This is a genomic window from Mesorhizobium sp. YC-39, from assembly GCF_025753795.1.
In the GTDB taxonomy this organism is placed as follows: domain Bacteria; phylum Pseudomonadota; class Alphaproteobacteria; order Rhizobiales; family Rhizobiaceae; genus Mesorhizobium.
The window spans coordinates 759,566-772,907 of the sequence record NZ_JAOWPS010000001.1; the positions used below are offsets into that span (position 1 = coordinate 759,566).

The 13,342-nt window shown below is 60.4% G+C and carries 17 protein-coding genes and 1 tRNA gene; 7 read left to right on the top strand and 11 right to left on the bottom strand.

Going from position 1 to position 13,342, the window contains the following annotated elements:
- Positions 1-74: 74 nt before the first annotated feature.
- Positions 75-1,433 carry a 3-phosphoshikimate 1-carboxyvinyltransferase gene (gene aroA / locus OHD62_RS03650; protein ID WP_263781014.1) on the bottom strand — a complete coding sequence of 453 codons (1,359 nt, stop codon included), beginning with the start codon at positions 1,431-1,433 and terminating at the stop codon, positions 75-77.
- A gap of 193 nt (positions 1,434-1,626) precedes the next feature.
- Between aroA and OHD62_RS03655 the strand changes: the two genes are divergently transcribed.
- Together OHD62_RS03655 and OHD62_RS03660 are read left to right on the top strand one after the other, a co-directional pair.
- On the top strand, positions 1,627-2,016 hold the full coding sequence (locus OHD62_RS03655; protein ID WP_263781016.1) for a TIGR02300 family protein: 390 nt from the start codon (positions 1,627-1,629) through the stop codon (positions 2,014-2,016).
- Between the two features lie 180 nt (positions 2,017-2,196).
- A tRNA-Ala gene (locus OHD62_RS03660) sits at positions 2,197-2,272 on the top strand.
- Between the two features lie 222 nt (positions 2,273-2,494).
- On the opposite strand, the gene OHD62_RS03665 is transcribed toward OHD62_RS03660, so the two are convergent.
- Positions 2,495-2,842, bottom strand: coding sequence for a hypothetical protein (locus OHD62_RS03665; protein ID WP_263781017.1), 348 nt, complete (start codon positions 2,840-2,842; stop codon positions 2,495-2,497).
- 172 nt (positions 2,843-3,014) lie between these two features.
- On the opposite strand from OHD62_RS03665, the gene OHD62_RS03670 reads away from it, so the two are divergent.
- The 3 genes from OHD62_RS03670 to OHD62_RS03680 all read left to right on the top strand — a co-directional run bounded on the left by OHD62_RS03670 (position 3,015) and on the right by OHD62_RS03680 (position 4,717).
- Positions 3,015-3,641 (top strand): hypothetical protein, encoded by a 627-nt coding sequence (locus OHD62_RS03670; protein ID WP_263781018.1) that lies wholly within the window; start codon positions 3,015-3,017, stop codon positions 3,639-3,641.
- A gap of 62 nt (positions 3,642-3,703) precedes the next feature.
- Positions 3,704-4,015 (top strand): hypothetical protein, encoded by a 312-nt coding sequence (locus OHD62_RS03675; protein WP_263781020.1) that lies wholly within the window; start codon positions 3,704-3,706, stop codon positions 4,013-4,015.
- A 9-nt stretch (positions 4,016-4,024) separates the two neighbouring features.
- Positions 4,025-4,717 carry an SOS response-associated peptidase gene (locus tag OHD62_RS03680; RefSeq protein WP_263781021.1) on the top strand — a complete coding sequence of 231 codons (693 nt, stop codon included), beginning with the start codon at positions 4,025-4,027 and terminating at the stop codon, positions 4,715-4,717.
- Positions 4,718-4,886: 169 nt separating this feature from the next.
- On the opposite strand, the gene OHD62_RS03685 is transcribed toward OHD62_RS03680, so the two are convergent.
- The 5 genes from OHD62_RS03685 to OHD62_RS03705 all read right to left on the bottom strand — a co-directional run bounded on the left by OHD62_RS03685 (position 4,887) and on the right by OHD62_RS03705 (position 7,646).
- Entirely contained in the window at positions 4,887-5,150 is a 264-nt protein-coding gene (locus tag OHD62_RS03685) for a DUF982 domain-containing protein (protein WP_263781022.1), read from the bottom strand.
- A gap of 149 nt (positions 5,151-5,299) precedes the next feature.
- Positions 5,300-5,605, bottom strand: coding sequence for a hypothetical protein (locus tag OHD62_RS03690; RefSeq protein WP_263781025.1), 306 nt, complete (start codon positions 5,603-5,605; stop codon positions 5,300-5,302).
- Positions 5,606-6,047: 442 nt separating this feature from the next.
- Entirely contained in the window at positions 6,048-6,764 is a 717-nt protein-coding gene (locus OHD62_RS03695) for a pentapeptide repeat-containing protein (protein ID WP_263781026.1), read from the bottom strand.
- Between the two features lie 185 nt (positions 6,765-6,949).
- On the bottom strand, positions 6,950-7,237 hold the full coding sequence (locus OHD62_RS03700; RefSeq protein WP_263781027.1) for a hypothetical protein: 288 nt from the start codon (positions 7,235-7,237) through the stop codon (positions 6,950-6,952).
- A 151-nt stretch (positions 7,238-7,388) separates the two neighbouring features.
- Positions 7,389-7,646, bottom strand: a complete 258-nt coding sequence (locus tag OHD62_RS03705) for a hypothetical protein (RefSeq protein WP_263781029.1) — start codon at positions 7,644-7,646, stop codon at positions 7,389-7,391.
- A gap of 909 nt (positions 7,647-8,555) precedes the next feature.
- Between OHD62_RS03705 and OHD62_RS03710 the strand changes: the two genes are divergently transcribed.
- A complete protein-coding gene (locus tag OHD62_RS03710; RefSeq protein ID WP_263781030.1) occupies positions 8,556-9,806 on the top strand; it encodes a hypothetical protein in 1,251 nt (416 codons plus the stop codon).
- Here the strand turns inward: OHD62_RS03710 and OHD62_RS03715 are convergent.
- Genes OHD62_RS03715 through OHD62_RS03725 form a run of 3 tightly spaced genes read right to left on the bottom strand, consistent with a single transcriptional unit; the run spans position 9,787 to position 11,443 of the window.
- Positions 9,787-10,344 carry a hypothetical protein gene (locus OHD62_RS03715; protein WP_263781033.1) on the bottom strand — a complete coding sequence of 186 codons (558 nt, stop codon included), beginning with the start codon at positions 10,342-10,344 and terminating at the stop codon, positions 9,787-9,789. The two genes, OHD62_RS03710 and OHD62_RS03715, sit on opposite strands and share 20 nt — an antisense overlap.
- On the bottom strand, positions 10,320-10,913 hold the full coding sequence (locus OHD62_RS03720; protein ID WP_263781035.1) for a hypothetical protein: 594 nt from the start codon (positions 10,911-10,913) through the stop codon (positions 10,320-10,322). The genes OHD62_RS03715 and OHD62_RS03720 overlap by 25 nt, the downstream gene beginning before the upstream one ends.
- A complete protein-coding gene (locus OHD62_RS03725) occupies positions 10,910-11,443 on the bottom strand; it encodes a hypothetical protein (RefSeq protein ID WP_263781036.1) in 534 nt (177 codons plus the stop codon). The genes OHD62_RS03720 and OHD62_RS03725 overlap by 4 nt, the downstream gene beginning before the upstream one ends.
- Before the next feature lie 266 nt (positions 11,444-11,709).
- Between OHD62_RS03725 and OHD62_RS03730 the strand changes: the two genes are divergently transcribed.
- A complete protein-coding gene (locus OHD62_RS03730) occupies positions 11,710-12,360 on the top strand; it encodes a LysE family translocator (protein ID WP_412177341.1) in 651 nt (216 codons plus the stop codon).
- Between the two features lie 135 nt (positions 12,361-12,495).
- Here the strand turns inward: OHD62_RS03730 and OHD62_RS03735 are convergent, their stop codons facing one another.
- Complete coding sequence (locus tag OHD62_RS03735; protein ID WP_263781038.1) at positions 12,496-13,287, bottom strand: sugar isomerase domain-containing protein; 792 nt, start codon at positions 13,285-13,287, stop codon at positions 12,496-12,498.
- Positions 13,288-13,342 lie beyond the last annotated feature (55 nt).

Consider the following 13,342-nt stretch of genomic DNA (forward strand, 5'->3'; position numbering starts at 1 on the left):
TGTTCGCTCGACCTTGACGGGCCGGCCTTAAAGAACAATTGAGTTGATAGCCAAATTTGACGACAATCCTAGGTTTAAGAAATCTCCGCGCCCAAGCCCTTCATCAACCCCATGAATTCCGGGAAGCTGGTCGCGATCATTGCCTGATCGTCGATGGTCACAGGCTTTTCGGTGGCGAGACCCATGACCAGAAAGCTCATGGCGATGCGGTGGTCGAGATGGGTCTGCACGGTCGTGTCCTGGCCATTCGGGTGTCCGCCGAGGCCCTTGCCACCGGGCTTGCCACGCACGGCAAGCGTCGCCTCGCCCTCGGTGCAGTCGACGCCGTTGAGTTTCAGCCCGTTGGCGACCGCCGACAGCCGGTCGGATTCCTTGACCCGCAGTTCCTCCAGGCCCTGCATCAGCGTCTCGCCCTCGGCGAAGCTCGCCGCCACTGCCAGCACCGGATACTCGTCGATCATCGATGGTGCCCGCTCTGCCGGCACAGTGACGCCCTTGAGTTCGGAGTAGCGCACGCGCAGATCGGCGACATCCTCGCCGCCGGCATTGCGCGGGTTCAAGATGTCGATCTTGCCGCCCATTTCCTGTAAGGTCAGCAGAAGCCCGGTGCGGGTCGGGTTCATCAGCACGTTTTCGATGACAATGTCCGAGCCTGGCACGATCAGTGCGGCAACCAGCGGGAAACCGGCCGAGGAAGGGTCGCCTGGTACCGCGATGGTCTGTCCCGTGAGCTTGCCCTGGCCCTCGATGAAGATGTGGCGCACGCCGCGCTCGTCGGTCTCGACCGAAAGATTAGCGCCGAACCCCTTCAGCATCTTTTCGGTATGGTCGCGCGTCATCACCGGTTCGATCACGGTGGTGACGCCGGGCGTGTTGAGACCCGCAAGCAGCACCGCCGACTTTACCTGCGCCGAGGCCATCGGCACCCGGTAGGTGATCGGCGCGGCATGCTTGGGCCCGCGCAGCGTGATCGGCATGCGGTCACCGGGCGTCGCCTTCAGCACCTGCACCCCCATCTGGCGCAAGGGTTCGAGCACGCGGCCCATAGGCCGGCCGGACAAGGACGCGTCGCCGATGAAGGTTGTTTCCATGTCATAGGTGCCGACCAGGCCCATGGTCAGGCGCGAGCCGGTGCCGGCATTGCCGAAATCGAGCGGGCCTTCCGGCTGCAACAGCGCGCCATTGCCGGTGCCGCGGATCACCCACTCATTGCCGCGCTTCTCGATATGCGCGCCCATCGCCTTCATGGCAGCACCGGTGCGCATCACATCCTCGCCCTCCAGCAGGCCGGTGATGCGCGTCTCGCCGGAGGCCAGTCCGCCGAACATGAACGAGCGATGCGAGATCGACTTGTCGCCGGGCACGCGGGCAGTGCCGGAAAGGGCGGGCGATTTGCGGGCGGTGGCCGGCTTGGCGGCGGCGGAATGCGACATTGTATTCCCTGGATGAAATACCGGCGGACCGGCTTTTTTCGTTCGTTGCGGCGGTCTCGTACCATGGCGCGTCGAAATGGTCATCCCCTTGCGCGAGACCGTCCGATGCGGGGTTTTGCGACGCCGGCTTTAGGCTTTGACAGCGCCTTAAACTGCCGCTAAGGGGACCAACCTTTTATCGACGAGGCTTGCTGTGGCAAAACCTGAACTTGGCACCAAACGCATAGATCCGGAAACGGGTCGAAAATTCTATGACCTGAACAAGGACCCGATCGTCTCGCCCTATACCGGCAAGACTTATCCGCGTTCCTATTTCGAGGAAGGCAAGGCCGCCGCCATCGAGGAGGAAGAGGAAGTCGCCGAGAAGGAAGTCGACGCCGAGGAGGAAGAGGGCGTCGAGGTCGTCTCGCTCGAGGAGGCGGACGAGGACGTTAAGGCCGACGATCTTCCCGATCTTGGCGATGACGAGGACGATGTCGACCTCGGCGACGACGAGGAAGACACTTTCCTCGCCGACGAAGAGGAAGAGGACGACGATGTCGCCGACATGATCGGCGTTGGCGACGACGACGACGAAGTTTGATACGGGCCGGGCGGGTGCGAGTTGCATTCGCCGGCTTTCCCTGCGCAGTCGAGAAAAAGCGGCTCTTGACGGCTTGATATTCGGGGAAGGCGGGGTTAGAAGCCGCCTGCACTAACGGCGCGGTTTAGAACCCGCGCCGGATCTCTTCGCCGGCAACGGCGCCGGTTGACTGCCGGGAGTGGGGCCATAGCTCAGTTGGGAGAGCGCTTGAATGGCATTCAAGAGGTCGTCGGTTCGATTCCGATTGGCTCCACCAAGTTTTCTACAATAATTTCAAATGATTAGAGGATGGCCGGTTCTGGCCACCCCTTTCAAAGTCTTCCGGGGCACCGCCGGGGCACCCCCGGACGCATTTTCGGCTCTCGAAGCTTCTTGCGGGCGATCGACCTTTTGGCGCGGGATGTCACCCACCCCAGTTCAGCAAAGTGAAATTTCAAGGTTCAAAAGGTACGTCCGGTAAGATCAGAGCGCATCGAGACTAGCCGTCGCTCCATACCGGGACGCGATTGATCTTTATAGCAACCAATCGGCGGATGCGAAGGCCGACCGCTTCGCGCCCTGTCGGAGAAAACGCCTCCACATCAAGCCGGCCATGGTCCTTTCCGTTTTCGCATTTCATTCGGCAGGCTAGAGAGTCAACGTCCACGTCGCCAAAGATCTGGATCAGGTCGTCGGGGAAATAGCAGTGCGCCCGCTTGTAATAGCTGCAGCGCACACGCACCAACCGCCTGCCGTCATTCAGATTTGACAGCGGGTAGTCTCTTCGCTTGGGCGCATAGGTTTCCGGCATGCCCCTGAAATGAGAAACATATTCCGCGTCGGTCAAGAGGCTCTTGACTCTTATGTTCTCTTTTTGTTCACTGTTGGCAGAACAGCCACAGGGAGGCGAAAATGCCACTTCGCTTAGTCATTGATCGGAAGAAATCGCTCGCGGAATAGCTGCTGCCGAGGCGGTATTTGAACGCGCCGGCATTTCATACGAGGAGGCCGCGAACGGCATGTTCGCGATGGAGGGATGGGACATCAAAGGATTTCCCGACGACGCAGAACCGAGTGACGACGAGAAAATAGCGGCCAATGTCTGGGCCAAGGCCGAGCGTGCTGCTTGCGAAGCCTGTTGTGCTGGATGGCCGCAAGAAGAGGTCATTCGACGTAGGGCTTTGGGCATTGGGCCGGCGGAGCCGAAGGTGAAGACGGCTAACCTGGAAACCTGGCCAGAGCGAAAGCGACTGTATCCCAAGGTCATCGAGCGCCTCGAAACAGCTACCGGTCCTGACCGCCAGCTCGACATCGACATCTGCTACGTCATGGGTTGGGTAAATGAACCCGGGACGCCGAAAGCGGCCGCCGAATTGGGCCTGCCTTATCTCACCAGCAATTTGTCTGAGGTATCCGAAATTACCCGGAAATCCCTTGAGAGCTGGAAAATCGAGGTCGACCAAGAGCCCTGCGATGCACGCATCATCGAGCCCGAGCGCGACGAAGACGACGACATGAGCGTGGCCGCTTGGCGTTGCGCCGATGGTCGGCTGCATATGGCGAAGCCACCAGCCAACACGGCGATTGCCCTGACACTGGCTGCTATGCGCCTTCAGGCCGACAGCTTTCTTGACCAGGCATGGTAAGGCGCAGCCGTAGCATTCCAACGCCAACGTTCGTTGATGGGGAAATGCCTCACCAGGTAGCCTTGCCGGACGATCTATGCGTCGATCGCAACTTCACGCTGATCAAGTGCTTTCTGGAGGAGCATCGAATGTCATGCAGGGCGAGGTCGGTGCTGGCGGTTTGGGAGGATGGCAAGCAGGAGCAGTGGCGACTGCATTGCTTCGCCGACGCTGGAGCCGCGAAGACCTTCCTTGACCACTTCGGTGGCATGATGTTCGATCCCAAGCTAGATCGAGAAAATGGACGCGCTCGCGGTACATGGCGCCGCCAAGGCGCCTACGAACGAATTCTGGAACTCGGGCCGCTCAGCGTGCCGGAAATCCTTCGCAACTAAAGTGGTGGCATGTGCGGGCGCTTTACGAGATATCTGCCATGGTCGGAGATTCACCGGCTCTATCGGCTGACGGCGCCGGCTGAAACCGGACGCAACGACGCGCCCCGCTACAATATCGCGCCAACGGACGAGGTACCTTTCGTCACGGCCGCCGAGGATAGCAATCATCGGCTCCGATCCGGCCGCTGGTGGCTCGTTCCATTCTGGGCGAAGGAGAAGCCCAAGGGACAGATGTTCAATGCCCGCATTGAGGGCGTCGACACGACACCGGCATTCCGGGATGCGTTCAAGTCAAAACGCTGCCTGATCCCAGCCGATGGCTACTACGAGTGGACGATTTCGCCGGCAGACGGGAAGAAAGACCCTTGGCTTATCTTCCAGCCAAGCCACGCTCCATTCTCGTTCGCGGGCCTTTGGGCATACAATTCGAACCTCGATATCACCAGTTGCACCATCATCACCGAACCATCTGCGGCCCCGGTGAACCAGATCCACGACCGCCAACCACTTATCCTCGATCCCGCTTACTACGACGCCTGGCTTGATCCTAAGACGCCCGTTGGCGACCTCAAAGACATTCTCAGCCACGACATCGATGGGAGTCTGCAGTTTTACCGCGTGGGCCGCGAGGTCAATGCGGCCGCTATCGACAAACAGCCCAATGACCATGCCGGGCTTATCGAGCCGATCAAACTGCTATGAGCGACGAGACCAGGATTCGGCTTCCCGAACATGTCACCGCGCCGGGTGTTCAGCACCATGTCTGTGAGCGCGCCGAGTGCGGCAGGCATGCCGGCTGGGGATTTGCTAAGCCAAAGCAGACGCCGCATTGGTTCTGTTTCGCGCACCGCGCCGATGGCGAGCGATACCTTTAACTACGCGGATCCCGCTCAACGAGAATGTCTGCCTCTATCGCAGCGTTGATGAAGGCCGCTCGGGCAAATCGCGCCTCCTTCACGCCCTCCAGTGCAGCCAGGCAAGCCTTTCGCGCCGCCATGTGCCGCGTTCCCGTGACCGCAGGCCAGCGGTTGAGAAGGATATCCGCGGCCTGAGCTACACGCTCGACTCTGAAAGTCGTGCTGCCGGATTTGCCGAGTGCAATTTGAACGGGTTCGTCGAAACGCTGATCCTGCATAAGCCGCCACCTCCCAAAGCGCGACTCAATGCGGTGTGACGCAATAGGTTCCAAAACCCGTCGGCAGCATGGTTCCACCAGTCGGACGGCGAGCCGGAGCAGCCGACCGCCCTGCACCACAGAAGACCTGTGCCTGCCGAGAGCCGTGGCTAGAACGGCAGCCGTATCTGGTCGGCGCCAGGGATCGACTTTGCCCAGCCGATGTCCTTCTGAATTTCAGGCGGCAAGCTATCCAGCGTCTGAATTGTAGTTTTCCTGAGACGGGCTCGCTTAAGAGCGTGGCCAATCCGGCCAAGGCTTTTGAAAATCGACACGTTAGCTCCCATGGAGTTTGGTGGTTGAGTGCCTCCCGGCGAAATCGCAGGGGCTCTGGAATTGCGCCAGGTGTGTATCCAATCAATTGCGCGAGGACGGTGAAAAGCTTCACAAAACTCGGTCTGAAGAAACATTTGCATGCAAACGAATCTCCCCCGGCATGGCAAACTTCCTATTTCTGTGATCATATCCGCTAATGGGCGGGGCAAGGCGATATCGCCAACGGGGGTTAGCCGTACCAATAACCCGATCGGCTGTTAGGAAAATTCGGCCAACCCCTTTGGTGAACACTCAAAAGGTTCAAAACCCGTTGGCATCTGAATGTCGCGCAGCTCACATAGACCGTCTCGCGGGCGGCCAGGGTATCGGCGAGTGTCTTCTGAGGCATGCATGGCGATCTCCGTTGATGGGGTCGCCGCACAGAGGGCGCTGTCCCCGATCATGGCTGCACTGACAAACCTCTCAATTGCCACCACACCGCAATTGCTGCATCAGAGCTGCGACCGCTATCCAATTAGCTTGTGCTGAAATGGTTCCGGAACTTTTACCGTTACGGCGTTGCCGCAGTTCGCTTGCCGACAACTATTCCTGCTGGAATTGACAGGGCCAATCTTCAGGCCTCGTCAAGCCCGAAGGCAACTCGGTCCGGGCGTCTCCGCAAGCCATGTTGAGCTGCCACTGGGACAGACCCGCCGAATTGGAAAGATCGAGGCCTTCGATACGGGTCAGAAAGAAAAAAGCGCGGTCAAAGTCTATCGGCGCGGTGAACGTCGCTCCTCGGAAGTCCGCCCGTGCGAGATTGGCAAACGAGAAACGGCTGCCGCTGATATCGGCGTCATGGAACTGCGCACGCCCCAATTCTGCCTTTGTGAAATCAACATTGGTCAGATTGGCGCCCTGGAAATTCGAGCGCTGCATTTCCGCGCTCGCAAACACAGCGCCCTGCGCGTCCATACGGCTGAAGTCGGTCCTGTAGGCCTCGATTCTGTCGAACCGGGCGTCTTTGGCGGTCGAGTCGGCCAGGGAAGCACGCACAAGCGTTGCCTTCTCAAAATTTGCCGCAAGGAGATTGCTGTTCCTGAGGTCGGTCGAAGTGAAATCAACACCCAACAGGTTCGCCCCGCTCAGGTCCTGTCCTGCTAGGATGAGAAGCTTTTTGTTACAGTCCTGCCAATTGACGCCAGGCGTCGCTGCTGCGTCGCAATTTTGAGCGGCAGCGGCGTTCTGCCAAGCAAATACAATGCAAACCGCTAGAACTAAGCCGGATGCGCCGTAAGCTCTGGTTCGTCTCAAAGTCATTGTTGCTAGACCTCTGCTACTCGCCGACAATCGACCTTACCACATCCGCCAAATGAAAAGCCCGCCACCGTGAGGCAGCGGGCCAATCCTGTAAATTTACAGCTTTTTCTTCAGTAGGTGTCCGGCTGCTCCCGCTCGGTGTCGGCATTAGTCTGGCCGAAAAAGGTCCCGGAAGCCGCCATCAATTATAGCCAGTTAAAAAACCACGGACTGGTTTCATACCCTAAGCGCGGATTAGGCGGATTAGGCGGACTATAATGATCCAGGAAGTTTGCGCCCCCATTTGATGGTCGCGCAACAACGGTGCGTGTCGATTTACAATCCGGTTTCGGGATCGGCTTGCTGCCAGCCTTCATATGAGCTGCAGAACACGAGGTTCTAGCCTGAGCGGTGGCCACCTTTTTCTTCTCTTTCGCAACAGCTGCTCCGGTGGCGGCCAATACCATTACTACGCCAAAGACAACGAGTTTCATTGAAACGCCCTCACCCAGCACAATCCGAAAATGATTGCGCCTGGCTAACGTTACGTCAACGACATTTTGTCCGCAACAACGGCGAATAGTGCCGGTAAAAAGAGCCCGCCACCGTGAGGCAGCGGGTTTCAAGTGTCCGAAGGGCAATTGATTAGGCTTTGGTGTCGGCCTGTCTCGTTTTTGCCAGCTCCAGGACATTAAGCGATTCCCCGGTCATCTCTCCCGCCATCCGCAACAACCTCACGATGGCGCCAACTGCTTCGTAGACAAGAGCGTCTTTGCCCAGATCGGGAATTGTCTCCATCGCCAGTTCGCAAACGCGGGCTATCGCGCATGCATCATAGCCGCGATCGATATCAGCCTCGGTAATCAGGCCACGATCCGAGGCGACAGGCGCAGCGGCGTTCATAGGACACCCCCTTTCTCGGCCACCTTTGCCGCCGCCTGCATGGCCTTGACCAGATCCAGCAACCGCCTTTCGGCCTTCCGGTCCGGCTCAGGATCAAGTTCGAGGTCCAAGGCGTCATCCTGAGACCGGCTGATGCCGGCAGGATGGACACCCATAGACTGCTGCGTCGGCGATGCTCTGCCCTGGCCCTCATTCAGTAGAGCACGAAGAGACCAAGCGCCACGAGCGCGAGGACGAGAAGGACACCGACCAAGGCGGTCAATCTGACAGACGAAGCCGGGAACCGGTCAGGTGTGACAGGCTCCTCATGCACCTCGGGATGATCTGTTCCCATCCTGTCAAATTGCGGAACGCCATTGCTCTCGACCGCCGTTGAAACCCTGTTCGCTATATCGCCGCGGATTATGGGATCATCGGACAAATGATCCGTCGTACTGCGTTTGAATGCCATGTAAACCCCACCCATATTGCCCCAAAATATGTAACGCTTCAGCCGGCGAAAAATTTCCCGCTCGTCAGTCAGTCATGCTTCGCCGCAGATGCCCCATGCTGCGGCGCGCTCACAAAAAGACCTGATGGCAACCGTCCAATCATCCTATACGAAATCCTTCAGTGAAACGTTTCACAGAGCCTTCCCGCAATATGGGCTCCGGAATTGGTGTGGGGCGGAACCGGCCTGTGCAGTCATTTGAAATGGACAAGCGCTGCCCTTGCTGCCTGAGGCGGCCCTCGGCCCCTCGCAAAAGGCCGGCAAAATCCGAAAGGCCAGGTGCGGTAAACTTGCGTTACCGGCAATCAAATCAGGCATAAGGGGTTTGAACTTGCTTCCAGCATTTGCAGGGATGGCGGCCAACAGTCCTCCGAAAGACGACGCCTGAAATCCAGATTGAAGCAAGGCCGCCCAGCGCAATGACCACGACGATTGACGACATCCTCCGGCCGCTGGCGCTGACCGTGCAGTTGCTCGCCCAATGCTGGCCGCAGCTTTTGCTGATCGGCTGCATCGGCATGATCGCTCACGACCTGCTGCTTCAGGGCGCCGTGGCGATCGGCCTCCAATTCCCGCTGGGCGGAATGGTCGTCTTGTCCCTGGTGGTTCTCGCCAGGCTTGCGGTGCTGGTCATGATGTTCGTGATCCTGCGGCCGCACATGCCGGCGCTGGCGGCGCTGCGACAAAAAGCAGCCAAGGGAGCCAGCGAGACGAAGCGCGAGCCGGCCCTTGCCATAACCGCGGCCGCGATCCTGCCGTTCTTCGCCTACTATGCCGCCTGGGGTTTTCTCGGTGATACGGTCCGCGAGTATTCGCGCATGGCGCTGGCCCAGGCCGATCTCGGCAAGAGCGTGGACATCTTTGCCATTCTTCAGTCCAGCGGCGTGGTGCTGTCGATCGTCATATGCTGGCTGGTCCGTTTTGCCGCCAAGCGATTGAATGCGCGCGCCGCTCATCCCTACTGGCGGCTGCTGATCGTGGCGACCGACGCAACCTGGATCTTCATCGGTCTCTACGCGCTCGGTGTCTGGAAAGACGAGCTCATCCGCTGGCTTGGCGCCGGCGCAGCGCTGCAGCAACTCAGCCTCGATTTGCTCGCGCCGGTAACTTCGGCAGTCGCGGCCGCCGAGTTCGTTCCCGTGGAATTCCGGCCGCTGCCTTTTGGAGAGCAGCTTCAGAACCTGTTCTTTTTCGCATTGCTGCCGATTGTCTGGCTGGTGATGGCGGCGATCATCAACGGCTATGAACTTTCCGCGCCGGCCGCCCCTGCTGCCGCGCCATCGCACGCAACCTCGTGGCGGAAGTGGCTGAAGGATTTCGCGGCCCACTTCGTCGGCGGCTATCGCAGCCGCTACGCACCGGTCTGGACCTGCCTCAAGCTGACGCTCAGTGCCGGCCTTGCCACGCTTGTCACCTTCGTCATTGCCTATCAGGCCATCTCGTGGGCCGGCGCCTGGATATGGTTTGGCCTGACAAGGCTCATCGGAGCGCATGATCTCGGCACCTGGCAGGTCTTCGCCGACACAATCAGCCTGTTCATCGGCAGCCCAAGCGAGCTCGATGGAGGGATAGTGCTCGACGCGGTCCGGGTCGCGCTGCTTGCAGCGGTGCTCGAGACTGCAGTGGCTGGAGCGGGAGAAGCCAGTGGCCTCAGGGCTGCGGCTCGCTGACGCTGAGATAATTCGGCAGTGCCGAATAGAGCGCGATCGACAGGGTGAGGCTGCTCGCCGCGGCTGGGATCGAAAAGCTGGCAACCATCCGCGCCGGTTGGCCGGGCTCCATCGCCGCGAACGCGATGCCGCCGCACAGCGACCGTTGCTCGGCCTCCGGATATTGCTGCCTGAGCACCGGATCGGCAAACAGGGTTGGCTTCCATTCGCGGCTTCCGTCGGCAAGCCGCACCTCGCAAGGAATGGCGCCGAGCGCCTTCGGGTCAGCCGCGCGAGCCTCGAATTCGGCGAGCACGACGGTGCTTCGCTCGATGCCTGTCAGTCGGGTGAAGCGGGTCACGGTCCAGCTTGCGCCTGCATAGTCGATCGGTTGCCCCAAGGTCGCGGATACCGGCTGGCGCACATGTTGGGCACGCCAGTCCCTGATGCTCCCCCACGTCTGCGCAGCCAGCGCGGCAGGCAGGGCAACCACCAGCGCCGCCATGCTCGGCCAGTAGCCTCGCCGCGCTGACGTCACCTTTGCGGGAGAACTGTCCATGACGGTCCTTTGTGGTTGCGGCGGATGGTCAGCTCGGGCTCGATGTCCCTGCCGGAAACGTTCGTGGCGATGCGGATCTCATCGTCGAGCGGCAGCAATTTTGTGCGTGCAACCACGACGGTCCCGCCGGCGACGGCATCCTCCGGCACTTCGAACATCAGCAGGACGTGGCGTGGCAGGCCGGGCTGGTAGACATCGCCCGGCATCATCTCGATCGTCGCCGGCACCCGGTCGGTCAGCACGTAGCGCACGCCGCTGCCGCTCAACCACTCGCCCGATGTCAGGCCCAGGGTCTCGAATTTCGCCTCGGCCTCGCCCTCGACCACAAGCCAGACGCCGGAACTGGTGTAGGTCTTTGACTTGCCGAAGGTTTCGACGTTGAGAACACGCGCCACCCTGACCCTGTCCAGCGAAAGCGCGAATGCGCTCGCCTCGACACGCCTGTTCATGCCGCCCGAGGCGACTATCGGCGACGTGATGTCGCTATAGAGCGGACGCGTGTGCTGCATGCCGTAGAGCACGGCGACGGCAAACAGCAGCGCCAGCACCGAACGCGCCACGCGCATCATGGCACCTTCTCCACCGGTAGATCGACCCTCGCCACGGGATCACGGTCGTACCAGCCGCTTGCGCCATAGAGATTATCGCGCAGCTTGTAGATCTGGCCGGTGACGGTTACCGTCACCTTGTCAGGCACGGGCACATCGGCCGGCCACTCCCATGCCATCGTCAGGCGTTCGGGCATGTTGGGATTGAAATATCCCGCCAGATATTTGTCGCGGTCGAGATAGGCCGTCGGCATCTCCAGCTTTTGCGCCGGCGCGCTGATCGCAACGACGCGGTAGAGCACGTTGTTGGGAGTGGCGGAGCGGTTCACCACATCCATGTCCACCATCACAAGCTGCACGGGTTGCGATGGAGGAACGCCGGTCGGCGGCACGGTTCCGACACGTGCGCTTCGCAATGTCACGAACCAGCGACCGGTATCGATCTGCTGGCCTGCCTGCACGACCGGCACTTTTGGCGGATGGGCAGCCTCGTAGAGCGTCATCGAAAACGAGATTGCCGATGCGGCCAGCCCACCCAGGCCAGCGATCATGAAAGCAAAAAGTCTTTGCCGTACTGTCGTTCGTGTCGGTTCCGTCATGCGCGGTATGGTATGCGATGGTCCTCAGGCCAGCCTTATACGATGCAACCGCCGCGCGAGCGGACAACAATTGTTACATCGTTTAAACGGCGACCTTGTCCTGCCGGAATGAGCGGTCATATTTCGTCGCTATCGAGGTACATCGGCAATGACCAATCCGAGTACCTTATGCAAGAACCGGCGATCCTTACGAAATGCCTCGAATCAGGAGAGAAGCCTTGTCTGAGATTGTGACCATCTTTTCCATCCTGGGTGTTTTCCTGCTTGGCGCGATGAGCCCGGGGCCAAGCTTCGTTGTCGTCTCCCGCATCGCGATTTCAGGCGAGCGCACGGACGGACTCGCAGCCGCAATCGGAATGGGTATCGGCGGCCTCATCTTCGCATCCATCGCCGTCGCCGGCTTGACCGCGCTTCTCGTCCAGGTCGCATGGCTCGACATCGGGCTGCGCATCGCCGGCGGCCTCTATCTTCTGTGGATCGGTATCAGGATCTGGCGCGGCGCCACCGAACCGATCGAGATCGCCAGCGATGCCTCGGCGCGACCGGGATCGTTCCGGAAGGCGGTTGTGCGGGCGCTTCTGGTGCAGCTCGCAAACCCGAAGACCGCCATCTTCTATGCATCGATGTTCGCGGCCATGCTGCCGGCCTCCCCGCCGCTATGGATGCTCCTCATCCTGCCGCCGCTGCTCTTCTGCAACGAGTTCGTCTGGTATGCGATCGTCGCTTTCGCCTTTTCGTCCAGCAGACCGCGCTCTATCTACCTGCGGGCCAAGCACTGGATCGACCGCGCCGCCGGCGCCGTCGTTGGCGCTCTCGGCGTGAAGCTCGTGATCGAGGGAATGGGGGCGGCGCGAAGAGCGGGCGGATGAAGGCGCTGTCCGGCTAATTGCTGGCTGCGCGGTGCATCAACGCCGGCTACCGACTGAATAGCGACCCTGACGGCGTCTTGGTTGCTTGGCAGCGGTGGGGCGGGTTTGCGCTGAAACCCGCCCATAGGCCGTTTCTCACTCGCCGCGCATGGTCGCCTGGAAAGCTGGAAGATGCTTCTTCTGCGCCTCCAGCATCCGTTCGCGATAGACGCCGTAGATGACATCGGTGTCGTGCAGCGTGACGCCTGCGATCGTCGGCGAGGCGAACACCGGCAGTTCGATGCCACGCTTCGACAACGCCTCGGCGGTGCGGGCGATCAGCTCATGCGCCAGGATCATGGCAAGCACGGTCGACGATCCGGAAACCGGCCGGCTCCAGCCTTCGACCGGCACGATCGCATCCTCGATCGGCGAGCAGGTGTCGATGACGAGATCGGCCGCGTCGGCAAGCCGCTTGCCGGAGGAGTGCGTGGCCGGCTTGTCCAGATTGTTCTTGCTGGTCACCGCGACGACGAAGATGCCGCGCTTCCTGGCATAGAGCGCTGTGTCGATGCCGGACGAGTTGCGGCCGCTATGGCCGAAGATGACGATCGAATCGCCCTTGTTGAGCGGTTGGTGGTCGAGGAACTTCTCGGCGTATTTCTCGGTCCGCTCCAGCCATAGAAGCTCGCGCACGCCGCCGGCACCGAGCACGTTGTGCCACATCACGCGCGGGTCGGTCAGCGGGTTGAAGCCGACATAGCTGCCATAGCGCGGGAACACCTCCTGCACCGGCAGCACCGAATGGCCCGAGCCATACAGATGGACCAGCCCGCCGCCTTGCAGCGTGTCGGCAAAGCGGCTCGCTGCCTCGCCAAAGGCTTCGGCATTGGCCTTCGATGCCTGTTCGATGAGAGCGGCAAGGCGGGGAATATAGAGATCGGACACTTGGGTACTCCTGTTTGTGTGTCGGCTTGGGATTGAGGTTCGCTGGTCTTGGGGA

Bases quoted from the DNA above. Each gene is read 5' to 3' on its own strand.
- aroA (WP_263781014.1), bottom strand. From the start codon at position 1,433: ATGTCGCATTCCGCCGCCGCCAAGCCGGCCACCGCCCGCAAATCGCCC.
- OHD62_RS03670 (WP_263781018.1), top strand. From the start codon at position 3,015: ATGTTCGCGATGGAGGGATGGGACATCAAAGGATTTCCCGACGACGCA.
- OHD62_RS03680 (WP_263781021.1), top strand. From the start codon at position 4,025: ATGTGCGGGCGCTTTACGAGATATCTGCCATGGTCGGAGATTCACCGG.
- OHD62_RS03685 (WP_263781022.1), bottom strand. From the start codon at position 5,150: ATGCAGGATCAGCGTTTCGACGAACCCGTTCAAATTGCACTCGGCAAA.
- OHD62_RS03690 (WP_263781025.1), bottom strand. From the start codon at position 5,605: ATGCAAATGTTTCTTCAGACCGAGTTTTGTGAAGCTTTTCACCGTCCT.
- OHD62_RS03695 (WP_263781026.1), bottom strand. From the start codon at position 6,764: ATGACTTTGAGACGAACCAGAGCTTACGGCGCATCCGGCTTAGTTCTA.
- OHD62_RS03700 (WP_263781027.1), bottom strand. From the start codon at position 7,237: ATGAAACTCGTTGTCTTTGGCGTAGTAATGGTATTGGCCGCCACCGGA.
- OHD62_RS03705 (WP_263781029.1), bottom strand. From the start codon at position 7,646: ATGAACGCCGCTGCGCCTGTCGCCTCGGATCGTGGCCTGATTACCGAG.
- OHD62_RS03710 (WP_263781030.1), top strand. From the start codon at position 8,556: ATGACCACGACGATTGACGACATCCTCCGGCCGCTGGCGCTGACCGTG.
- OHD62_RS03715 (WP_263781033.1), bottom strand. From the start codon at position 10,344: ATGGACAGTTCTCCCGCAAAGGTGACGTCAGCGCGGCGAGGCTACTGG.
- OHD62_RS03720 (WP_263781035.1), bottom strand. From the start codon at position 10,913: ATGATGCGCGTGGCGCGTTCGGTGCTGGCGCTGCTGTTTGCCGTCGCC.
- OHD62_RS03725 (WP_263781036.1), bottom strand. From the start codon at position 11,443: ATGATCGCTGGCCTGGGTGGGCTGGCCGCATCGGCAATCTCGTTTTCG.